The organism is Nereida ignava (assembly GCF_047114695.1).
GTDB lineage: Bacteria > Pseudomonadota > Alphaproteobacteria > Rhodobacterales > Rhodobacteraceae > Nereida > Nereida ignava.
The window spans coordinates 901476-923471 of sequence record NZ_CP112885.1 but is presented as its reverse complement, the minus strand read 5'-3'; the positions used below and the strand labels follow the sequence as shown (position 1 = coordinate 923471).

The 21996-nt window shown below is 55.6% G+C and carries 25 protein-coding genes, 1 tRNA gene and 1 other RNA gene; 12 read left to right on the top strand and 15 right to left on the bottom strand.

Annotated features, from left to right (window positions below; genetic code table 11):
- Position 1: 1 nt before the first annotated feature.
- The 5 genes from OLX08_RS04485 to OLX08_RS04465 form a co-directional block, all read right to left on the bottom strand.
- A complete protein-coding gene (locus tag OLX08_RS04485; RefSeq protein ID WP_391482726.1) occupies positions 2 to 481 on the bottom strand; it encodes a UPF0262 family protein in 480 nt (159 codons plus the stop codon).
- The gene (gene hisD, locus OLX08_RS04480) at positions 478 to 1791 is read right to left on the bottom strand and encodes a histidinol dehydrogenase (RefSeq protein ID WP_391482725.1); all 1314 of its coding nucleotides are present in this window, start codon (positions 1789 to 1791) and stop codon (positions 478 to 480) included. Before hisD ends, OLX08_RS04485 begins: the two co-directional genes overlap by 4 nt.
- A gap of 95 nt (positions 1792 to 1886) precedes the next feature.
- The gene (locus OLX08_RS04475; protein ID WP_391482724.1) at positions 1887 to 2363 is read right to left on the bottom strand and encodes a DUF2948 family protein; all 477 of its coding nucleotides are present in this window, start codon (positions 2361 to 2363) and stop codon (positions 1887 to 1889) included.
- Positions 2360 to 3631 carry a UDP-N-acetylglucosamine 1-carboxyvinyltransferase gene (murA, locus tag OLX08_RS04470; protein WP_048600118.1) on the bottom strand — a complete coding sequence of 424 codons (1272 nt, stop codon included), beginning with the start codon at positions 3629 to 3631 and terminating at the stop codon, positions 2360 to 2362. Before murA ends, OLX08_RS04475 begins: the two co-directional genes overlap by 4 nt.
- A gap of 15 nt (positions 3632 to 3646) precedes the next feature.
- Positions 3647 to 3922: a hypothetical protein gene (locus tag OLX08_RS04465; RefSeq protein WP_391482722.1), complete on the bottom strand. Its 276-nt coding sequence runs from the start codon at positions 3920 to 3922 to the stop codon at positions 3647 to 3649.
- On the opposite strand from OLX08_RS04465, the gene OLX08_RS04460 reads away from it, so the two are divergent.
- Positions 3892 to 3966 (top strand) — tRNA-Thr (locus OLX08_RS04460). The two genes, OLX08_RS04465 and OLX08_RS04460, sit on opposite strands and share 31 nt — an antisense overlap.
- A 125-nt stretch (positions 3967 to 4091) precedes the next feature.
- On the opposite strand, the gene dtd is transcribed toward OLX08_RS04460, so the two are convergent.
- The 8 genes from dtd to OLX08_RS04420 all read right to left on the bottom strand — a co-directional run bounded on the left by dtd (position 4092) and on the right by OLX08_RS04420 (position 12114).
- On the bottom strand, positions 4092 to 4535 hold the full coding sequence (gene dtd, locus OLX08_RS04455; RefSeq protein WP_391482720.1) for a D-aminoacyl-tRNA deacylase: 444 nt from the start codon (positions 4533 to 4535) through the stop codon (positions 4092 to 4094).
- Entirely contained in the window at positions 4532 to 5632 is a 1101-nt protein-coding gene (locus OLX08_RS04450; protein ID WP_391482719.1) for a primosomal protein N' (replication factor Y) - superfamily II helicase, read from the bottom strand. The genes dtd and OLX08_RS04450 overlap by 4 nt, the downstream gene beginning before the upstream one ends.
- A gap of 12 nt (positions 5633 to 5644) precedes the next feature.
- Positions 5645 to 6763 carry an SPFH domain-containing protein gene (locus OLX08_RS04445; protein WP_391482718.1) on the bottom strand — a complete coding sequence of 373 codons (1119 nt, stop codon included), beginning with the start codon at positions 6761 to 6763 and terminating at the stop codon, positions 5645 to 5647.
- 42 nt (positions 6764 to 6805) lie between these two features.
- Positions 6806 to 7798 carry a DUF2927 domain-containing protein gene (locus tag OLX08_RS04440; protein WP_391482717.1) on the bottom strand — a complete coding sequence of 331 codons (993 nt, stop codon included), beginning with the start codon at positions 7796 to 7798 and terminating at the stop codon, positions 6806 to 6808.
- Entirely contained in the window at positions 7799 to 8995 is a 1197-nt protein-coding gene (locus tag OLX08_RS04435) for a toxic anion resistance protein (RefSeq protein WP_391482716.1), read from the bottom strand.
- 4 nt (positions 8996 to 8999) lie between these two features.
- Entirely contained in the window at positions 9000 to 9899 is a 900-nt protein-coding gene (locus OLX08_RS04430) for a 5-bromo-4-chloroindolyl phosphate hydrolysis family protein (protein WP_391482714.1), read from the bottom strand.
- Positions 9900 to 10061: 162 nt separating this feature from the next.
- Positions 10062 to 10889, bottom strand: coding sequence for a TerC family protein (locus OLX08_RS04425; RefSeq protein ID WP_391482713.1), 828 nt, complete (start codon positions 10887 to 10889; stop codon positions 10062 to 10064).
- 97 nt (positions 10890 to 10986) lie between these two features.
- A complete protein-coding gene (locus OLX08_RS04420) occupies positions 10987 to 12114 on the bottom strand; it encodes a pseudouridine synthase (protein WP_391482711.1) in 1128 nt (375 codons plus the stop codon).
- Between the two features lie 153 nt (positions 12115 to 12267).
- Here OLX08_RS04420 and OLX08_RS04415 point away from each other — a divergent pair, with 153 nt between their 5' ends.
- The 8 genes from OLX08_RS04415 (at position 12268) to rpmG (ending at position 17600) form a co-directional block, all read left to right on the top strand.
- Positions 12268 to 12717 carry a nucleoside deaminase gene (locus OLX08_RS04415; protein ID WP_391482710.1) on the top strand — a complete coding sequence of 150 codons (450 nt, stop codon included), beginning with the start codon at positions 12268 to 12270 and terminating at the stop codon, positions 12715 to 12717.
- A 177-nt stretch (positions 12718 to 12894) separates the two neighbouring features.
- A complete protein-coding gene (gene gatC, locus OLX08_RS04410; protein ID WP_341246004.1) occupies positions 12895 to 13182 on the top strand; it encodes an Asp-tRNA(Asn)/Glu-tRNA(Gln) amidotransferase subunit GatC in 288 nt (95 codons plus the stop codon).
- A 5-nt stretch (positions 13183 to 13187) separates the two neighbouring features.
- Positions 13188 to 14666, top strand: coding sequence for an Asp-tRNA(Asn)/Glu-tRNA(Gln) amidotransferase subunit GatA (gene gatA, locus OLX08_RS04405; RefSeq protein ID WP_391482709.1), 1479 nt, complete (start codon positions 13188 to 13190; stop codon positions 14664 to 14666).
- Positions 14667 to 14773: 107 nt separating this feature from the next.
- Complete coding sequence (locus tag OLX08_RS04400) at positions 14774 to 15577, top strand: hypothetical protein (RefSeq protein WP_048597307.1); 804 nt, start codon at positions 14774 to 14776, stop codon at positions 15575 to 15577.
- An 18-nt stretch (positions 15578 to 15595) separates the two neighbouring features.
- A complete protein-coding gene (locus OLX08_RS04395) occupies positions 15596 to 16285 on the top strand; it encodes an N-acetylmuramoyl-L-alanine amidase (RefSeq protein ID WP_391482708.1) in 690 nt (229 codons plus the stop codon).
- A 31-nt stretch (positions 16286 to 16316) separates the two neighbouring features.
- Positions 16317 to 16709, top strand: an RNA gene (gene rnpB / locus OLX08_RS04390) — RNase P RNA component class A.
- 162 nt (positions 16710 to 16871) lie between these two features.
- Complete coding sequence (locus tag OLX08_RS04385) at positions 16872 to 17345, top strand: hypothetical protein (RefSeq protein ID WP_391482707.1); 474 nt, start codon at positions 16872 to 16874, stop codon at positions 17343 to 17345.
- A gap of 87 nt (positions 17346 to 17432) precedes the next feature.
- Positions 17433 to 17600, top strand: coding sequence for a 50S ribosomal protein L33 (rpmG, locus tag OLX08_RS04380; protein WP_048597310.1), 168 nt, complete (start codon positions 17433 to 17435; stop codon positions 17598 to 17600).
- 291 nt (positions 17601 to 17891) lie between these two features.
- Here rpmG and OLX08_RS04375 read toward each other — a convergent pair whose 3' ends face one another.
- A complete protein-coding gene (locus tag OLX08_RS04375) occupies positions 17892 to 18629 on the bottom strand; it encodes a Bax inhibitor-1 family protein (protein ID WP_048597336.1) in 738 nt (245 codons plus the stop codon).
- Between the two features lie 213 nt (positions 18630 to 18842).
- Positions 18843 to 19802 (bottom strand): NADPH:quinone oxidoreductase family protein, encoded by a 960-nt coding sequence (locus OLX08_RS04370; RefSeq protein ID WP_391482706.1) that lies wholly within the window; start codon positions 19800 to 19802, stop codon positions 18843 to 18845.
- A gap of 348 nt (positions 19803 to 20150) precedes the next feature.
- Between OLX08_RS04370 and OLX08_RS04365 the strand changes: the two genes are divergently transcribed.
- From OLX08_RS04365 to OLX08_RS04355, 3 genes are all read left to right on the top strand, one after another.
- Positions 20151 to 20501 (top strand): helix-turn-helix domain-containing protein, encoded by a 351-nt coding sequence (locus tag OLX08_RS04365; RefSeq protein WP_048597312.1) that lies wholly within the window; start codon positions 20151 to 20153, stop codon positions 20499 to 20501.
- A gap of 109 nt (positions 20502 to 20610) precedes the next feature.
- A complete protein-coding gene (locus tag OLX08_RS04360) occupies positions 20611 to 21432 on the top strand; it encodes an inositol monophosphatase family protein (RefSeq protein ID WP_391482705.1) in 822 nt (273 codons plus the stop codon).
- Positions 21433 to 21445: 13 nt separating this feature from the next.
- Positions 21446 to 21925: a CAP domain-containing protein gene (locus tag OLX08_RS04355; protein ID WP_391482704.1), complete on the top strand. Its 480-nt coding sequence runs from the start codon at positions 21446 to 21448 to the stop codon at positions 21923 to 21925.
- The last annotated feature ends 71 nt before the right edge of the window (positions 21926 to 21996 follow it).

The following is a 21996-nucleotide window of genomic DNA, read 5'->3' as shown; positions in this document are numbered from 1 at the left end:
TCTATCGTCCGAAATGCAAGACGCAGATAAGCGTAAAGAGGCGGCGGGCCGTGTCATTGTCGACATCGGCTTTGCCGTCTAGCCTGTCTTGCAGCACGCGGGCCCCTTCGTTGTGAATGCCGCGCCGTGCCATATCGATCGTTTCAATTTGGTGGGGAGGCAGAGTTTTGACTGCCTCGAAATAACTTTCGCAAATCTGGAAATAGTCTTTCACAACCTGACGAAACGGCCCGAGGGACAACAAGAACTGTGCTGCTGGCTTAGCATCAGCAGTGGTCAGGCTGAAGACCAGCCGCTTTTCCTTGATCGATAGATGCAAGTTATAGGGGCCGGCTGGCACGTCGCGGTCGTCGCGCGTGGGCAGGGCGAAACTGTTGTCCTCCAACAGATCGAACATTGCTACCTTGCGCTCTTGCTCGATCTCGGGCGTCGGCGGGGCGAGGTTGCTGTCGTCCAAATCTATGGCGGCGATATGGCTCATTCAGGTTGCGGCTCGTTCAGGTGATCAAGGCGGGCCTGCACTGACAGACCATGCGCTTCTAGGCTTTCCGAAGTCGCAAGGCGAACTGCATTGGGGCCAATTGCACGCAAGGCGGCGGGGGTCATTTTCGCCAAGGTCGTGCGTTTGACAAAGTCCATGACGGACAGACCGGAACTGAACCGCGCAGAACGCGCTGTGGGCAGAACGTGGTTTGGCCCGCCAATATAATCGCCGATCGCTTCTGGGGTCCATTGGCCCAAGAAAATAGCACCTGCGTGTGTGATCTTGGCCGCAAGTGCATCAACGTCTTCAACACAAAGTTCAAGGTGCTCAGGCGCGATACGGTCCGAGAGTTCTGCAGCCTGATCAAGGTCTTTGACCACAATAATTGCGCCGTAATCGCGCCAACTTGGCGTGGCAATAGCCGTCCGCTCAAGGGTTTTGAGTTGCGCTTCAACTTCGTCGGCTACGGCCTGACCAAATGCAGCGTCGTCGGTGATCAACAGGCTTTGCGCACTCTCGTCATGTTCGGCTTGTGACAGCAGATCAGTCGCGATCCAGGCAGGATTATTGTGCTTATCGGCGATGACCAAAATCTCTGATGGACCGGCGATCATATCAATGCCTACTTTGCCGAACACACGACGCTTTGCAGCCGCGACAAACGCGTTCCCCGGACCGGTAATTTTATCGACAGCGGGAATGGTCTGTGTGCCATACGCCAAGGCAGCAACCGCCTGCGCGCCGCCGATACGGTAAATTTCATCAACACCTGAGATACGTGCGGCCAGCAACACTAACGGATTGATGATGCCATCGGGCGTGGGGACGGTGATCGCAAGACGGCCCACACCAGCCACTTTTGCAGGCACCGCGTTCATCAATACCGACGATGGGTAAGAGGCCAAGCCTCCGGGCACATAAAGGCCTGCCGCGGATACAGGCGTCCAACGCCATCCAAGGGTCGCGCCTGTGTCATCGGTCCAGCTTTCGTCTTTTGGCAACTGGCGTAGGTGGTAGGCACGAATGCGTTCGGCGGCCATTTCGAGCGCTGCGCGATCTGCATCGCTTACTTTGGCGATTTCGGCGTCAACTTCATCTGCGCTGATCGCAAGGGTGTCGGGTGTCAAATCAAGCCGGTCGAACTTGGATGTCAGCTCAATCACCGCTGCGTCGCCGCGTTTACGAACATCTGCAATAATGGCCGCTACAGCGTCATCCACATCCACACTGTCTTCGCGCTTTGCGGACAAAAGGGCGGTAAAGCGCGTCTCAAAGTCAGGGTCTGTGTGGGTCAAAAACTGGGGCATATGATATGTCTATCTTGTTGTCCTGTGCGCCTCAATACGGACAGACGCGCGATTTTCAAATGGTGAGCCAGATCGGCAAAGGCGAAATGAGGGTGTTATTCGGGGTGATGCGGTGCGTCTTTTGCGGCTGCAACATAGGGGCGTGTCACGTCGCGCAGGCTTACCTCTATTGCCTCAATATGCAGCGAGATAGCGCCGTCACCCGCAAGCACAAGCGTCAAGATCCCTGCGCCGTCATCACCGGCTTGCCATTCAAGCGCCAAGGGGGACAGGATTTGTTCTTTGTCAGCACGGTCGATGCCCATTGAGGACACCTTCAGAACGTCCTCCACGGCCAGCAGCGATTGAACACGCTCAAAGGCGCGCCCACGTTTGCGGGCTTTTGGGGCATCTTCCCAACGGAACCGATTGAGCAGAATAGCAAAGCGACGCTTGCTTGGTTGCCACGCCATTTCTGACGCAGGAAAAACCGCGTCTTGAAGTAACGCCGATATCACGGGGATATCTTCGGGTGTGTGCCCCAATAGGCGAAGGGGCTTGTCTGCCGCGTCTTCAAAACGCGCGTCGCTCATGCGCCTTGCACACGCTGAACATTGGCGCCGATGGCAGCCAGTTTCTCTTCCACATGCTCATAGCCGCGATCAAGGTGATAAACGCGGTTCACAAGCGTCTCACCTTGGGCCGCAAGACCCGCCAGAATAAGCGAAACGGATGCGCGCAGGTCTGTGGCCATCACTGGCGCACCTTTGAGGCTGTCTACACCGGTAACGCGGGCAACGCCGCCCTGTACATCGATGTTGGCCCCCATCCGTACCAACTCTGGGGCGTGCATAAAGCGGTTCTCAAAGATTTTCTCTTCTAAAACCGATGTACCGTCCGCAAAGCACAACATCGCCATCATTTGCGCCTGCAAATCCGTTGGAAAACCCGGGAAAGGCTCTGTGGTGACGTCAACCGCTTTGGGACGGTCCCCGCGCAGGCTGACTTTGAGGCCGTTCTTCGTCTCGGAAATATTGACGCCTGCTGCATCCAGTTTTTCGGCGAACGCGCCAACTAAAGCCAATGTGCCACCCAGACACTCAACCTCGCCACCCGCGATGACAGGGGCCAGCATATATGTGCCAAGCTCGATCCGGTCGGTGACAACGGGGTGGGTCGCGCCGCCAAGACGCTCAACGCCCTCGATCGTAATGGTTGATGTACCGTCGCCGTCAATATGCGCGCCCATGCTGCGCAGACAGGTCGCCAGATCAACAATTTCAGGCTCGCGCGCGGCATTGTTGATAACAGTGGTCCCTTTCGCAAGGGTCGCTGCCATCATGATGTTTTCTGTGGCACCAACGGATGCAAACGGGAAATCAATGACGGCACCTTTGAGCTTTCCGCCGTCCGCCTTGGCGTGCAAATAACCGTCCTTAAGGTCAATCTGGGCGCCCATTTTGGCCAGACCATCTGTGTGGATATCCATTGGACGCGCGCCGATCGCACAGCCACCGGGCAAAGACACAACTGCATGCCCCTCACGGGCCAAGAGGGGGCCAAGCACCAGATTAGAGGCGCGCATCTTGCGCACGATATCGTAATGCGCGGTGGTGTTGATTGTGCCGTGGGTCGACATGGCAACAACCTTGCCGTTTTGCAGGCTGGTTACTTCCGCGCCGAGACTTTCCAGCAGCGTTGTCATAGTCTTGATGTCTGACAATCGCGGCGTGTTGGTCAGTGTCAGTGGCTCATCACTCAGCAGCGTGACCGGCATCAGTGTCAGTGCTGCGTTCTTCGCGCCAGCAATCGGGATTTGTCCAGAAACAGCACCGCCGCCTTTTACCAAAATACTATCCATCGGGGTGTCCTATCCTCAATCGCCCGTCTGGGCTTTTTCATCCGTGTCTGATGCGCGCGCACGGGCCTGTGCCTTGCGGCGGCTCATGTTTGCTTTCAGCGCAGCTTTCAATCGCACGTCACGGGCTTGTGCGGCGTTTTTGGCTTGGGTTGTTTTTTGTTTATCGCTCATATCAAGCGGCATACCGCAGTTGCCAAAAAGGGTCCAGATTGCGCTTGCACGATTTCCCAATTGCTCGTAAAGACGCTTCACTTTACGGCGCTGCTGTAGCTCAGAGGTAGAGCACTCCATTGGTAATGGAGAGGTCGAGAGTTCAATTCTCTCCAGCAGCACCATTTACCAGCCAGATGTTGTCGCCTATTACGCTCAGTCTGCGTTTGTCTTCGCGGTGAGCACCAATTGTATCCGCGGGCGGCATGGGTCGAGTTTAACGGCTAGGCCGTTAGATTACTGTTGTGGCCTAAGCGCGCGTGTCCATCCAGATCGTGAACGGGCCGTCGTTCACCAAAGACACTTCCATCGCGGCACCGAATTGGCCGGTTTGGGCAACGATGTTTTGGCTACGGATGGCGTCAATGAATGCTTCATATTTTGCGTGGCCTTCATCGGACGGGGCGGCGGCGGAAAAGCCGGGGCGGTTGCCGCTTTTGGTGTCGGCGGCCAAAGTGAATTGGCTGACAATCAACATCTCACCACCGGTTTGCAGCAATGACACGTTGGTTTTGCCGTTTTCATCGTTGAACATGCGCAGCTTGGGAATTTTGCGTGCCAGTTGCGCCACGTCCTCGTCTGTGTCGCCTTGCATCGCGCAGATCAGCACCAACAACCCCGCGTCGCATTTTCCAATAACGCTGCCCTCAACCACGACCTCAGCCCGTGTTACCCGTTGGATCAATGCCCTCATATCAGCCCCTCGCTTAGCGCATAAAAATAGCCCGACACACCTGCAAGCAGGGCACCGACCAACAGGGCTAACGTAATTTTCCACGCGGACCAAGGGCGCTCACCCTGTACGCGGCCGGTGCGCGCGTTCACCACAAAGCGGTATGTTTGTCCGCGGTATTTATAGGCGGCCATCCACACAGGAAGCAGGATATGTTTGAACGTGACATCGCTGACTTGCGTATCAAGTGCGGTGATCTTTTGGGCATCGCCGCCAATGTCGAACTTTACGTCACGCTCAATCACACGGTCCATAATTTGACGCGCCTCATCAAATCCTTGCTCAAGGGGTACCGTATAGGCCTCGGCGCGGAAACCGGCCAAAAACGCGGGGCGGTAAGGTTCCAAAGAGGATAAATCCCACGGCTCTAGCGCGTCAGTGAAGCGTTTCGGCAGTGATGTAGAGGCCAACACAAGAACATCGTCAAACGCCCGTGCAACGCGGCCGCGCACAGCGGTCCAACGAATTTTGCGCACTTGCCGTGTTTGGCTTTTGCCGTTCACGCGTACTGTTCTGGTCGTCGAATAATACCGGCCCCGTTGGCCGCGATAGGTACTTTTGGTAGCGGCATCGAATGTCCAATAGGGCACGTAGATGCCCTCCATCTTGCGGCCCTTGCGAGCGTACGCTTGGAGCGAATTTGGCGCAAACCATAACTGCCCCAGCCAGTCGTTCATGGCTGCTTTTGCCTCGCGTTCGTCAAGGGCGAAGGGCAGCAGCCCTTTGGGCTTGATGTGTCTGTGCGTGCCTGTTCCCGTGACAACAGGTGTTGCGCAAAACGGGCATTCTGCGGCGTGGACAGCGCTTTCAAACGTTACCTGCGCACCGCAATTTGTGCAGGCCAGTACGTTCGTTTGTTCTGTCTCGCTGGCGTCAAGCTGGCCTTTCAGCGCGTTGGAAAAGTCCTGCTCGCGGATGGGACTGAAGTGATGTCCAGATCCTTCAAGAACGTCGGTGCTACCGCAATGATCGCACTCCAGCTGCCCTTGCTGAGGGGCAAAGCGCATGTCCGCGCCACAACTGTCGCATGGAAAGCGATGTTCAAGTTTTTCGTCCATTGCGTCTGTGGTCTACCGGTCTGGGGCAGGTGGTGGGGGCGGCAAAATCGTGAAAAGCTGGGCCAATTCGGTGACATCATCCGCTTTGAGCCAGCCGTCTTGGCCTTGGGTCCACACGTATGTCGCGCGATCGATCTCGCCTTTGCTTGCCATCTGTCCGATTGCTGCTTTTGAAAACGGCCCACGGGTCTCTCCGTTAATGGCGATGTGCCAAACATGTTCGACAGGCGGAGGAGGAGGGGCGACCGCCCCCGTAGAGCCACTCGGGCGTGGGCCCCATGGCCCTGCCTGTTGCGCCATCGCAATGCCGAGCCCCATTCCCAATCCGGCGCCCATGCCAGCTCCCATACCTGCGCCAGCACCGCCATCGCTCGTCAGGCTCTCGGCTGCTGAGTACTGCATAAACCCGCCCAGATCACCGGCCATTCCCATTGAGGTCCGTTTATCAAGGGCGGTCTCAACAGCGGGTGGCAGACTGATGTTTTCGATATAAAGTTCGGGGATGGTCAGCCCGTAGTTTGCAATTGCGGGTGCAATCGCTTGGGCAACCAGCTTGCCCAGATCACGGGTGTTGGCTGCCATATCCAGCACCGAAATTCCAGCGTTTGCAATGACATGGCTGAACTCTTGCACGATGATGTTTCGTATTTGATAGCTGATTTCATCCATGGTGAACTCACCATCCGTGCCGACGATCTCGACCAAGAATTTTGCTGGATCGCTGACCTTTACCGAATAGGTGCCAAATGCGCGCAACCGCACCATGCCAAACTCAGGATCACGGCAGATGATCGGGTTTTTCGTGCCCCACTTCAGGTCATTGAAACGTGTTGTGTTGACGTAATAAATCTCTGATTTGAAGGGGGATTTAAATCCATGATCCCAATGGTTCAGGGTGGTCAAAACAGGCATGTTGTTGGTTTCCAACATGTAAAGCCCCGGCGTGAACACATCGGCCAGTTGACCCTCATGAACAAACACAGCCGCTTGGCCTTCGCGCACAGTTAGCTTTGCGCCGTATTTAATCTCGTGGGCTTCACGCTCAAAGCGCCAAACCATTGTGTCACGCGTATCATCAACCCAGTGAATAACATCGATGAACTCGCCGCTTAGAAAATCAAAAATACCCATGAAATAACCTCGCTGGGGGAGAAACAAATAAAGGCAGGCCCGCTAGGTGCCACCCGTTAATTCAGCCGCGATGCGGCGCACAATTGGAAGCGCATCTTGCGCGCTCATGCCTGTCTTCAGGCGGGGATCATAAAGCATGCGCAGTAACAACTCGTCATGGGATGTCAGCAAAGCAAACTCTTCGTCGTCATTGAAAATAGATGGGCGTGCAGCCGCACTGTCATTGGCAAGGCCCAGCCCTTGGGCAACTTCTTCATGCACGCACGACCAGCGGAGTAAATCAGGGTGTTCTGCGCGAATGATGGCGACCGCTTTGGTATAGCCGCCGGTGCTTTGGGCGTCGGACAGGGCCAGCACCAAACATAGGGTCGTCTTAGGCAGGTTCTCAACTGTGCGGATCAACCCGTCAGAGGCACCAGGGATCATGTCACGCAGGCGTGGTCCGATTTGGCGGCGGTCATCTTCATTGAGCACTAACACATGGTAATTTGCGTGGCGGTTCGTCAGATTGATCCGCTTGCGCGAGACCCGCTCAAGGCGCTTTGCATAGGCCTTAATGCGCGGCAAGTCGTCTTTACGGATTTGCGCGCTGACTGTATCGCCAAATTCGATCGACATCCGAATGGGCCCGTCCCACCGACGCAAAGGGCTAGCTTTATTGTTAACGGCTTGAAGGCCACCATTGGTGTCGTATTCGTCAAAAAACGCAATGCGCACAAAGTTTTGCACCAAGTCTTCGGTGCTAAAGGGGGTATCTACACCGCCGCCGTCCTTGCGAAGAAGACCGCGCACCAACAAGTAGTCCTGCAGTTTTTTATAGTGGGCCTCAATTTTGTAGCTTTTGGCAGAGCGGATCACCTCGGGGCGGAGGGCATCGATACTGATTGTGTTGTCATAGAACGCATCGTTTTGTCCGGGCGTAACACAGCCCGTTGCTGCCAAAAGGCCAAAAGTAGCTGCGAATTTACGCGCATTGTGGCGCAAAAGGCGGCCCAAAGAATAGGGCGCTGCGCGATATGAACAGCGCCCTATCATTTACTTAGGAACAGACGTGCCCGCGGCGTCACCAAGACCTGTGCGTTTGGCTGTAGCTGCGGCAAGGGTCGCCTTCAATTCGGCTTCCATGGTTTGCAATTCGGTCTCGGCCTCGGCGCGTTTGCGTTTGCCTTCATCGGCAATTTCGAGGCTTTCCTGAATGGTGCCGATCAAATCCGCGTTTGCCTTTTTGACTGCTTCAATGTCGAAGACACCGCGTTCCATTTCCTGGCGGATCACCTTGTTGGCGCTGCGCAAGTTTTCGGCGTTTGAGGTCAGCAGCTCGTTCGTCAGATCATTGGCATCGCGCACCGCACCCGCCGCCTCGGCCGAGCGTTGGATGGTCACCGCTTGGGCCAGTTGTGTCTCCCAAAGAGGCACTGTGTTGACCAGCGTAGAGTTGATTTTCGTGACCAGTGATTTGTCATTTTCCTGCACCAAGCGGATCGAGGGCAGTGATTGCATTGTGACTTGTCGCGTCAGTTTAAGGTCATGCACGCGGCGTTCCAGATCATCGCGGGCGCTGCGCATGTCGCGCAACTCTTGGGCCTTCATCACACCGTCTTCTTCGGAGGCAGCGCTCACTTCGGCCTCTTTGGCGGGGATGGTTTTTGTGTCTAGTTCCGCCAGTTTCTCTTCGCCGGCCGCGATATAAAGCGCCAGCTCATCGTAGAAGTTCAGCGTTTTTTCATAAAGCACATCAAGGCTTTCGATGTCTTTCAACAGTACATGTTCATGGGCCAAAAGATCATCGGTGATTTTGTCTATCTGTCCCTGCACATCCTCAAAACGGGCCACAAATTTTGCCATCGGTGCGGCGCGACCTAACAGCCGCTCCCACCAGGATTGTTTGCGGCGCACATCAAGCTCGCTAACCGAAAAGCCGCGAATGGTGCTCACGATGCCGCGCAGGCTGTCACCGGCGGGGCCTACGTCTTTGTTACGCACGCCTGCCAGCATGGACTGACTGATTTGTTGTAATTCGGTTTGCGCGTTTGATCCAAAGCTGATGATCGATTGTGTATCGCTCATGTCCAATTCGGCCATACGCTTTTTGATCTGCTCGCTTGCGGGCGCGTCTGCCTCTTGTAACGTTACCAACGCGTTTGAGGGTTCTGCCAAGACAGCCTTTGTGACCTTCTCCACATCCTGAAGCGCCGCCTCAGCCTTTTGCTTGTTTGCTTGAATACTCGTCATACTTTCACTCCCCACTTGCGCTTAAGCCTTCACGTCGCAGTCGATCCCGCAACACTTTGATTTCAATGTCCATGTCTGTTCGGTCATCGAGCAACATTTTTTCGGTCTGTGCTGCAAAATTCAACTCCAGATCATCCAACAGCGCCTCGTAATCTGCGCGCACATCCGCATTGCCGTTTCGCGCATAAAGATCCGCAAACTTTGCAGTAGCATCCCGCGCGCCCTGCAAATAGACGCCCAAAAATTTGCGCGCTCCGGTCAGATCACGCGGATCGTCTTCAATTGTGCGAAACATCGTGCGCGCGGTTGCCCCAAATTGCTCTACCCGTTCGGTGAGGCGGCGGTCGCCCGCGCGCAGCACTTCGCGTTTCATATTTTGCAAGTGCGCCTCAGCCTGATCAACGGCCTTCGTGACGCGGTCTTGTTGAAAACTATCGACCCCTTCAAGTCCCTTGTCGCGCAGGGGATCAGGACCAAACGCAAACAAATGCAGCACGACCCCCACCACCATAAATACGGCTACATTCATCAACGACGCAGTCCCCGAGAAGCCAGCAAGGCCAAGCCCCAACGCCAAAGCGACGCTGGCTAAAATCTTGCGTGGTATGGCGGGTTTTCGGGCGGTTTTGCGCGCGTCATAGGCCTCATGGGCGATGACGCCTTCGCGGGTTAGCCAAGCTGCCAGAATGAGCAGCCCAAATGCGAGTAAGTTCTGTGCAAGCTCGTTTGGGGTGCCTTGGAATGCGCGGATCGCCAAAGGGATTGCCACAAAAAACATCAGGTTTACGCGGCCACCCGCTTTGGTGCGTTTTTTGCCCGCAAAACTTTCGGCACGGACAGCGGAGCTAGTGGCTTGGTCACCGCTTTGGCGTGGCGAATGCGTGCTGGAATACCGTTTTGCCATCACGCGCCCCCCGATGCCGCAACATAGGCAATCAGCGCGATCAACAAAAAGAACGCAATTTTTCTAAGGCCCGTTTCTTCCATCGGCTTACCTTTTCACTCTCTTACCAGATTACATATGTACGGTTTGCAAAACTACCAATGGCGCCCGGTTGTGGACCCTTTAGTGCCCACCAGGCCGCGCCCCTGTGCGCCGCTCGGCGTTTAGTTTGCGGGTATAGCCCGATTGGATGATTTCCACCGCAAACAGCACCACGACGCTGAAGTAAAACGTGGTTTTAGACATTGGGATGACTTCATATCCGAACACCATCAAGGCAAGGCTGTCGTCATGCATGGCGTGGGCTGCGGCTTGGCCGCTTTCGCCCAACAAGACAACGCCGACGATCAACAAGATGAAAAGGCCAAGAACCTCGTACATGCGGTTCTTTTCCAAAAACGCAGTCACCGCGTCTGCAAGGGCCAGCATGGCGATGCCTGATAGAATAATCGCGGTGGCAAGCACCCAGAACACGTCTGTGATGGCCAATGCCGATAGCACGGAATCGAAACTAAAGATCAGGTTCATCAATACAATCAGCATCACGACTTTCATTGCAGATTTGCCCGACTTGCCCTCAACGTCGTGATCAAGGTGCTCAACAGTCAGCAGGTGACTGATTTCTTTTACGGCTGTGTACATGATGAAAATACCGCCCAACAAAAAGACGCAGGTGGCAAAGTTTACGCCGCCCGTTAGCACACCGTCCCAGTTCATAATGAAGAACGGTTCTGCCAGCGCGTCGATCAGCCGGATCATCACAAACAAAAGGACAACGCGCAGCGCCACAGCGATGATGATTCCCCAAAATCGCACGGCTTTCTGGCTGGCGACGGGGGCGCGTTGGCTCTCGATTGAGATGTAGAGCAAGTTGTCAAAGCCCAGTACCGCTTGCAAAAAGCACAGCATCAACAAGTTACCGAGGTTTTCGATCGTTAAAATATCAGCCATAAAACGCGGCTCCTCACACCATAAACACTTGGCCTATGGGTAAAGCAGCTTGGCGGAGAAAGGAACAGGGCTGTTCAGTTTGGCTTAACGCCCGTGTTTACCGGCGGCCTTTTGGCTTGCCACCACCTTGGGGGCCTTTGGCTGGTCCGCGTCCCGGTCCTTTGGACGGTCCTTTGGGTCCATTCGGATTTTCCATCCGGCCTACACGTGTTGCACTGCCCGCGCGCTTGCCAGGTGCTACGCGGCCGGATCGGTCAAAATCACGTTGCGCGCTGCGCGTTACGGTGCGCTTTGGCTTGCCGCTTGCGTCATCTGTATCGCCGCGCGACTTGAAGGCTGGCTTACCTTTGCCTTTGAACGCTGGCTTCTTGCCTGCCTTTTTGGCGAAGCCTGTGTCGTCGTCAGCCTCGATCCCGAGTTGGTCGCGCAGGACGCGGCCTTTGACTTCTTCTACTTCGCTGGCTTTGAGATTGTTAAGGCGGAACGGACCGTAGCTGATGCGGATCAGGCGGTTCACCACCACGCCCATCGCTTCCATCGTGCGGCGAATTTCGCGGTTTTTGCCCTCGCGGATACCCACCGTTAGCCACGCATTGGCCCCTTGCTGGCGGTCAAACTGCACGTCCATGCCAAGGTATTTCACCCCGTCAACGGTAATCCCTGCACGCAACTCATCCAACTTGCTCTCCGACAGGCTACCTTTGATCCGCACGCGGTAACGGCGCAGCCAGCCTGTGCTTGGCAGCTCCAAACGGCGCTTGATGTCACCGTCATTGGTCAGCAGCAAAAGCCCCTCGGATGTAAGATCAAGCCGGCCCACAGACATCACGCGGGGCATGTCTTCGGGCAAATCGTCAAAGACAGTTGTGCGGCCTTTTTCGTCACGGTCCGTTGTCACCAAGCCGCTTGGCTTGTGATATAGCCACAGACGGGCTTTTTCAGCGGGTCCAATGGGGGCATTATCCACCATCAACCGCGCGCCGGGACCGACATTCAACGCGGGGCTGTCGATAATCTTACCGTTCACACTTACGCGCCCGGCTTCAATCATACGCTCCACCTCGCGCCTGCTGGCAACACCGGCGCGAGCCAGAACCTTGGCGATGCGCTCACCTTTGACTGGTTCACCGCTGGCGTCAGGGCGCGGCGCACCAATGGCCTCAGCAGCAGAGGAGGGCGTTTTCGCGGCGGTTTTGTCGGCGGGCGTTTTGGGTGTGTTGCTCATACGCGCGCTCGTAGCACGCAAGCCCGCCCACGGCTAGCGCATAACCTTTGCTGCGTTGATCCGTTTGTGGGCAGCACGTGAAACGGCGGGCGGGGATGGCGGAAACTTCACAAAGAGCTTTCACGCAGGCACAGGCGGGCGTAAACTGCGTCTATGCGGTTTCAAACTCATATGGATGTGGCCTTAGGCCAAGCAACGGCCGCGGCAGAGCGCGGCGAGGTTCCCGTAGGTGCAGTGATTGTCCGGCAAGGAGATGTGATCGCGGCTGCGGGCAATGAGACGCGTGCGCGATCGGACCCCACCGCACATGCGGAAATATTAGCCATCCGTGACGCGTGTAAAATGTTGGGGGTTGAGCGGCTCACGGGATGTGATCTCTACGTCACTCTTGAGCCGTGTCCGATGTGTGCAGCGGCTATTTCCAACGCTCGGATTGCGCGGCTTTATTATGGCGCGGCTGATCCGAAATCCGGTGGTGTTGCCCAAGGCGCGCGCGTCTTTAGCCACCCACAATGTCATCACGCCCCTGAAGTCTATGACGGCATCAACGCCTCTGCGGCCCAAGATATGTTAACTCGTTTCTTTTCTGGTTTGCGCGGCTAAATAAACGACCTGATGCGTTGTGCGTTGGGGCGAAGATTACCTCAAGCCGATCAATGTGCGAAAACAAAACGGTAATTGACGTTTTTAGGCTCTATTGCACGTTGCGGGCGCGGCACGTGCTTGGCAATTCCGGCGCGCCCCGCTAAACCGCCCTAAATAGGTTTCGGAGCACCCCAAATGTCGATTGATATAGATACCGCCCGCAAAGTGGCCAAGCTGGCCCGGATCAAAGTGGAAGACGACGCGCTGCCCGCGCTCGCCACGGAATTCAGCAATATCTTGGGCTTTATCGAACAGCTCAACGAGGTCGATGTTGAAGGCGTTGAGCCAATGACATCCGTGACGCCGCAGCGCCTTTATCGCCGCGAAGATGTGGTCGCTGATGGCAACCAACCCAAAGCAGTTTTGAAAAATGCCCCCGATGCACGCGAAGGCTTTTTCGCCGTGCCCAAAGTGGTGGAGTAAACCCGATGTCTGATCTGTCTAAACTTACTATCGCCGCTGCCCGTGACGCCATGCGCAAAGGTGAGCTGACGTCCGTTGAACTGACTGATGCGTGCCTGTCTGAAATTGAAGGTGCCTCGGCGCTGAACGCATTTGTTCACAACACGCCCGAGATCGCCCGTGAGCAAGCCAAAGCCGCTGATGCGCGTCGCGGTGCAGATGCACCGGATATGAACGGTGTCCCTGTGGGCATCAAAGATTTGTTCTGCACCAAGGGCGTGCCGTCGCAGGCCGCTTCGGGTATTCTTGAAGGCTTCCGCCCCGAGTACGAAAGCACGGTGTCTGGCAAGTTGTTCGACGCGGGCGCGGTAATGCTTGGTAAGTTGAACATGGATGAATTCGCCATGGGGTCCTCAAACGAGACCTCTGTTTATGGTGACGCAATCAATCCGTGGAAACACGATGACCGTGCGCTGACGCCGGGTGGTTCTTCTGGTGGGTCGGCAGCTGCGGTTGCTGCTGATTTGTGCCTTGGGGCAACAGGCACGGATACTGGTGGCTCAATTCGTCAGCCGGCGGCCTTTACGGGCATCACCGGTATCAAGCCTACGTACGGGCGGTGCTCGCGGTGGGGTGTTGTGGCGTTTGCGTCATCGCTCGATCAAGCGGGTCCTATGACAAAAGATGTGCGCGACGCGGCTATTATGCTTGAGGCTATGTGCGGCTTTGACGCCAAGGATAGCACATCAGCCAACCTTGCTGTACCAAACTTTGAAGCGGCGCTAACTGGTGATATTCGCGGCAAAAAGATTGGTATTCCCAAAGAATACCGCATGGAGGGCATGCCCGCCGAGATTGAACAGCTTTGGGCCGATGGCCAAGCAATGCTCAAAGACGCAGGTGCCGAGATCATTGATATTTCGCTGCCCCACACCAAATACGCGCTGCCTGCGTATTACGTGATTGCCCCTGCCGAGGCGTCCTCAAACCTTGCCCGTTATGATGGCGTTCGGTTCGGCCATCGCGCCACGCTTGATGCGGGTGATGGCATTACTGAGATGTATGAAAAGACCCGTGCCGAAGGGTTCGGCGCCGAAGTTCAGCGCCGCGTCATGGTGGGTACGTATGTGCTGTCTGCAGGTTTTTATGACGCGTATTTCAACCGCGCCCGCAAAGTGCGCACGTTGATCAAGCAAGACTTCGAGAACGTCTTTAATGCGGGTGTGGATGCCATTTTGACCCCTGCGACCCCGTCTGCGGCTTTTGGCCTTGGTGAGGCGAAGTCAGCGGATCCAGTGCAAATGTATCTTAATGACGTTTTCACCGTCACAGTTAACTTGGCTGGTCTGCCGGGCATCGCTGTTCCTGCGGGGACAGATGCGTCAGGGCTGCCGCTTGGTTTGCAGCTGATCGGTCGTCCTTGGGAAGAGGGCGATTTGTTGAATTCCGCCTACGCGTTGGAACGCGCCGCAGGATTTGTAGCAAAACCAACCAAATGGTGGTAATCCCTTGGCCGTGCGGTAAAAAATCGCGTGGCCTTTGACGTTTTGTCGCCCGAAGCCGCCACGTGATCCACGCACGCAATTGAATTGAGTGTAAGGACGTATTTGCGGTGAAAAACTTTGTGATCTTGGGGCTTGGTGTGGCTCTTTTGGCGGCGTGTCAGCCAGCAGTGCCCAACAGTGCACGCGGCGTTGGGTTTGATGATTTCAAATTGCGCAGCCAGCAACGCGATGCAGAATTGCGCGGCACAGGATCTGTTGGCTTGCCGGTTGAAAACGAACCCGCAGTGACCACCGCTTCGCTTAACCCGCAGGTAAATGGCATCACAGTTCCCGCAGGAACGGGCCCAGTGAACGGGGCCGCGCAAGGGGTCAGTGGCGCACAAACCTCAGGCCTGACTGACGCCCAAGAGATTGCAGCGGCCACAACGGCTGCGTTGAATAATTCGGGCCAAGCACCCCTTGAGGCATCCCCGAGCAATCCCGCCCCCGAAGCCGTTGCTGTGACCGGTATCAGCCGTGAGAACGACTTTGACGCGGTTTCGCAGTTACGCGATATTGAAGCGGACGCGGCACGGCGCACGGCAAACCAAGGCCGCTTCGAGCAGGTCGCGCCAACTGCGTTGCCCACGCGGGACGGCGCGTCTGGGCCGAACATTGTGCAGTATGCGCTGCAGACCACCAACGCGCGGGGTGAGAGCCTTTACACCCGTCGCGGCATTGCCCTCGCGGCTAAAAATGCCCGCAATTGTGCGCAGTATTTATCCGACGATCTGGCCCAGCAGGAATTTTTGGAGTTAGGCGGCCCGCGTCGTGATCGCAAAGCACTTGATCCTGACGGTGATGGATTTGCTTGTGATTGGGATCCAAGCCCCTACCGCCGCGCCCGTGCTCAGGCACAGTCGGGCAATTAACTAGGGTCCGCGCACAGAATGCTGGCGGATAGTATTTGGCACCCAAGTCCTAATTTCGGCCCCCGTCGGGATGGGCTGACGCCCCAGCTTGTGGTGCTGCATTACACAGCGATGACAGATTTGGACGAGGTGCTTGAACGGCTCTGTACCCCCGAGCATGAGGTCAGCTGTCACTATCTGATTGATGAGGATGGTCGCCTCTTTACGCTTGTGGACGGTACTATGCGCGCGTGGCACGCAGGGGCAGGCAGTTGGGCGGGGGTGAGTGATATCAACTCGCGCTCAATCGGGATTGAACTGCTAAACAGCGGGCGGGTACGTTTTAGTGACGCCCAAATGCATCGTCTTGAAGTGGTGCTGGCCTGTGTGATGGATCGTTGGCGCATCGCACCACACGGCGTTATTGGCCACTCGGATATGGCGCCTGCGCGCAAGCAAGACCCGGGCCGGTTTTTTGATTGGCAACGTTTGGCCCAAAAAGGGCTTTCTGTTTGGCCTGATGCATCGATTGGGCGCGACACAGCTGATTTTGCGCAGACTGCTGCACAGTTCGGCTATCCTGTGAGCGAGGCGGGTGTGGATGCGGTCTTTGAGGCATTCCGCCAAAGGTTTCGCCCGTGGCACGTTGGCCCGCTTGATGCGACGGACTGCGCGATGATGGACGATCTTGCGGCACGGTTCAGCGCGCGCAGCTTGTCGTTGACCTGAGACAGGCACAGGGGTAAGCGCGAGTCTATGTGTGGAGGGTCGGATGACCGCGCTGTTGCGCCCTTTCGGGGGCGCGCATCGAGGAAAGTCCGGACTCCGTGATGGAATGGTGCCAGGTAACGCCTGGGCAGAGCAATCTGACGGATAGCGCCACAGAAAACAGACCGCCTTGCATGCAAGGTAAGGGTGAAACGGTGGTTTAAGAGACCACCGCGTCGCTGGTAACAGGGACGGCATGGCAAGCCCCACCAGGAGCAATGCCAAATAGGAACCGCGTGCCTGATTTCGGTCGGGCGGGGCGCCATCGGCCCCAGCAGGTTCGGGTTGGCAGCTTGACGGGCTTGGTGACAGGTCCGCTAGAGGAATGGTCATCCAGAGGTGGCAACGCCTTGGACAAAATCCGGCTTATAGACCCTCCACACATTTTTACTCAGCATGAGTTTCGGTATTCTGAAAGTAAAATGTAAACTAAACGTTACACATTCATGTGTGGTTAAAAGTTGACGGTGTATGTTCAAACAATGAGGCGGCATGTTCGCTGTTTCTAAGTATATTCATACTTTGTTTATGATTGGGGTCTGCCGCTATGGCAGCGTTAAATGTAATTCGAACAATCGATAGTTATGCGTGCGATTTGAGCGGAGCGCGCGCTCAGGCGCGCATGGATTTGATGATGGACGAAACGAACCTGTCCGTCGAAATTCTTGAAACGGATGGCAGGATCATCCGCGAAAATAACATGAGCCAAAGCCACTTCGGTGTAGGTGAGCGCAAGGGGCTGCATTGGAAGATGCTTTGGCCTGCTTCGGTGCGAGAGGCGATAGCAGCAGCGATTTGTAGCAGTGCAGATGGGCTTACAGTGCGCGTTGAGCACAAGCGCGTAGACAGCAGCGGCGTCAGCAGATTATGGCGGCGGTGCTTGCGCCGATCACGTATGGACCTGATGATATCACGGCAATTATGGTGGTATCCCATCCGCAATCCGCCAATCAGCCAGTTTAGCGCAGGTATTTTTCAAGCGGCGGATGATTTGCCCGATTTGGACGCAGAATCAGGTTGACTTGGGGCCTGTTGCGGATAGAAGGCGGGTTCAAGTTTCCGGAGCGGCCCCCGAGGTGTGGCGCGGCCCCCTTTTAGGAGAGATCAAATGGCGAAGCCAACCACGATTAAAATCCGCCTGAATTCAACAGCAGGCACTGGCCACTTCTACGTGACCAAAAAGAATGCCCGCACGATGACTGAGAAAATGGTTGTAAACAAATACGACCCGGTCATCCGCAAGCACGTTGAGTACAAAGAAGGCAAAATCAAGTAAGCTTCGCGCTACTGGTTTTCCGACTACTTAATCTAATTCAAGAAGCCGCGCAGATCTGCGTGGCTTTTTTTGTTCGCTGGTTTTTGTTTAGCCGTCTCAACAGTGTGTAGATCAGTTTGGGTGGATGCAATGGGATACACGTTCCGGATCCCCTCAAAGAGACCTACTGCGCCTCTGTACCTTCTCTCAGAGCACCTGCTTTAGTTGCAGGTTAAACCTGCATCGCAGACAGAAAAAAGCCCCCCGTGCGATGTGCGCGGAGGGCTTTGCGTTCGTCAAACTAGCGTTTGATTATTCACGATTGCCGAGCAGTTGCAGCAGGAACATGAACATGTTGATGAAGTCGAGGTAGAGGTTCAACGCACCCATGATCGCTGACTTGCCGAGCCACTCTGTGTCGCCGTGGTGGGCGTGTGCGAGGTACTCTGTCTTAATCTTTTGTGTGTCGTAAGCTGTGAGGCCCGCGAAGATCAGAACACCCAGAACAGAGACCACGAACATGATCGCTGGTGATTGCAGCCAGATGTTGACGACCATTGCCACCAAGATGCCGATCACACCCATGATGAGGAAGCTACCCCAGCCTGAGATGTCTTTCTTTGTAGTATAGCCGTAAAGCGACAGACCCGCGAAGGCGATCGATGTTACCAGGAACACTTGCGCGATGCTCATGCCTGTGAAGGCCACGAAGATCCAAGCCATTGACAGGCCCATCACCGCCGCAAAGGCGTAAAAGAACAGCTGTGCAGCCGCCGCCGAGAAGCGGTTAATCATGGCGCTGAAGCCGAAAACCATCGCCAGCGGTGCGAACATGATGATCCAGCCGAGGATGTTTGGTTGCAGTGTTGCGGGGTCACGGAACACAGACAGCAAGGCAGGGGATGTACCCACGGCCCAAGCTACTGCGAATGTGATCAGCATGCCCACGGACATTGTGCCGTAGACTTTGTTCATATGTGCGCGCAGACCCTCGTCGATTTCTGCGGTGCGGATGCCCACGCCTGCGCGGGCAGTGTCGAATTGTGCCATTTCCATTGGCCCTTTCGCTTAAGTTTCCCTGACGCCGCGTCGGGAAGGGTTAAAACCCCCGCCGCGATTGCTTGTCATATTGTCATACTACCACCCGTTTTCAAGGGATATCGGTCTAATATATTGGTGTGTAGTATGGAATATCCGGTTCAAAATTACCTTTAATCACGGTGTTTTGAAATTGCGTTGTAAGGCCTGCATTAAGCCGCACCGCTAGAGCGTAATAACGATCTTTCCTGTAGATTTGCGTGCACGCAACAACTCAAAGGCGTCTGCTGCTTGCTCAATCGGTAGAACGTGGCTGACGTGGGGCGCAAGATTGCCGGCAGCGTGCCAACGCATCAGATCACTCAGGCTTTCATGCAGCGCGCCCGGATTTATGGGTAGGTATCCACCCCAATAAAAACCGATCAGATCAATGTTCTTCACCAAGAGGTGATTTGCAGCAACGGGGGGCACAGTGCCACCAGCAAAGCCGATCACAACGATACGCCCGCCTCGGTTGCACGCTTTGAAAGCCGACGTGAAAACATCACCACCGATGGTTTCATAGATAACGTCCGCGCCGCCAAGCGCTTTGACGCGGGCTGTTAGGTCGTCAGTATCTGTGTCGATCACATGATGTGCGCCTGCCGCTTTGCAGATTTCGAGTTTTTGTGCTCCGCGCGCGGCTGCAATCACTGTTGCGCCAAGCTTGGCCCCCAATTCAACCGCGGTTAGTCCAACACCACCGGCGGCGCCAGTCACCAGCAAGGTTTCGCCCTTGGCAAGGCGCGTGCGCTTGGTGAGCGCTAGGTGGCTGGTCCCGTAGGCCACCTGAAAAGCGGCCGCGGTTATGTCGTCCATAGTGTCATCAAGCGGGGCGCAACGGTCTGCTGCCAGTGCGCAGTAATCTGCAAGACCGCCGTGGCCACCAAATCCAATGACTCGTTGACCCACGCGAAGATGGTGCACACCATTACCCACTTCTGCCACCGTGCCAGAGATTTCCATACCTAATGTAGCAGGCAAGGGCGGGCGTTCTTGGTAGCGGCCCGTCATCATCAGTAAGTCGCCAAAGTTTAGTCCGCATGCCGCAACTTTCACGACCACTTCACCAGCGGCTGCAGCGGGGCGGGGCACGTCACACAAAGTGGGAGGTGTTTTGAGGTCGTGAATTTGAAAAGCGCGCATATCGGGCCTCATTGGTTAAGCATTCAGGCGAATCGTTAGGGACAAAAGGGTGCTTTTGTAAAATTTCCCATACAATTTTGTATGCTGTTTTAATTGCATACCAATGGATACAGTGAAGTGACGTAGGGGCAAGGTGTCAAATATGTACCACAAATGCAGGATTTTGAATATTTTCTCGTTTCGAAAGATATTCGCGCACATATTCAACAATAGAGGCTAGTTATTTATAACATTATCAATGTATTGCATTACATTGAAATTTTTTGGCTACAGCAGCGTGAATTTTTTGTGATTTGTCGCATGGGTTGCTTGTGGTAATTGCTATGCAATCAGAGGTGGAATGAATTTATGACGCATCACGTCGACGAACATGTTGGGAAACGGATCCGTCACCGGCGCTGGCTGGTGGGGATGACCCAACAGCAATTGGCGGAAGCTGTCGGGATCAAGTTCCAGCAGATCCAAAAGTACGAGACCGGTGCAAATCGGGTTTCTGCGTCTCGACTTTGGGACATTGCCGGTGCTCTTGATTGCCCTGTTAGCTTTTTCTTTGATGGCGCAGACACGCCCACCACTGAGGTTGATGACATGTTCGCTGAAAAAGAGGCGATGGAATTGGTGCGCACATATTACGCCATTCCAGAAAACCAGCGCCGCAAGCTGTTTGATCTCGCGCGTGTCCTCAGCGACGTTGCTTAGCGCAGCTTACGCTTCCTCATTTTCGGGATCACTTGAATAGGGCAGTGGGTCTGCTGTAGGTCTCTAGGGCGCCGTAGGGTGCCCTTTTTGCTTTGATGGAGCGCCGCACATGGACCGCCGCACGATTGATCCAGACCTGCAACGCGCTTTGATCGAAGCCGCACATGCGGCAGCAGGTGCTGCGCGTGATGTGATCCTGCCGTATTTCCGCGCGCCGCTGGTGGTGGACAACAAGCGCCCAGCCGATTTTGACCCTGTGACCGAAGCAGACCGCGCCGCCGAGCGTGCGATGCGGGACGTTTTTGCAAATCTGCGGCCCGATGACGGGATTTTGGGTGAAGAATATGGCGCGACCGCTGGCACATCGGGGCTGACGTGGGTGCTTGATCCGATTGATGGCACACGCGGGTTCATTAGTGGCACGCCGACTTGGGGCGTGTTGATTGCTCTGCAAGATGAGAGCGGTGTTTTGCTTGGCGTGATTGATCAGCCGTATATTGGCGAGCGTTTCGTTGGTGGGTTTGGCACCGCACGGATGAGCGGCCCGCACGGCGAAATGCCGCTGCGTACATCGACCCAGACGACAGCACTTGGCGATGCGATTTTGCTCAGCACTTTCCCCGAAGTGGGCAGTCCTGTTGAACGCGCAGGTTTTGAGGCCGTCTCGAAGCTGTGCAAACTAACGCGGTTTGGCATGGATTGTTACGGATATGCTTTGGTTGCGACGGGTCAGGTTGATTTAGTAATCGAAGCGGGGTTGAATGCTTATGATGTAGCGGGTCCGATCGGGGTGATCGAGGCCGCGGGTGGTGTTGTGACCAGCTGGGATGGGGGGGTAGCCCATCACGGCGGGCGGGTAGTAGCTGCTGCAAATGCGCAGGTACACGCTGAGGCGTTGAAGATTTTGGAGCCGTTTAACGATAGCGTTTAGTAAGGGGTGAAAGATGTTACGAGTATGGATCGGGGCGTGTATTTTGACCCTAAGCGGATGCGCTGTTGGCGGTAATTTACGGCCCATCGTAATTGAGGGTGAGCAATACGCAGAGCTGTCCGCGGTACAGGGTGACTTTCTGCTCGCGGTTAATCAAAACAGGTTGCGCAACAGTGTGCCCTCGGTTGTGCGTGATACGCGATTGGACCGCGCAGCACTGGCCCATGCCTCTGACATGAGCACGGTTGGTTTTTTCTCGCATCGCGGCTCAAGCGGCTCCAACGTGCTGCAGCGGGTGAAAATGACCGGTTACGATGCCTGTTTTGCTGCAGAAAACATTGCCAACACGTGGCCCAGTGAGGCAGCTGTGCTGGCCGCATGGCTGGGCTCTGCGGGGCACCGCGCCAATATTTTGAACCCCAAAGCCCGCGCTTTTGGTTTGGCGCAAGACGGCGACAACTGGGTAATGGTTTTGGCCGCCCCCTGCCGCTAGGTTCGGGCGATTGCGCGGTTGATTGATTGGCCCGCGCGTTTCATACAAGAGGCGCAGCGACGAGGGCGATG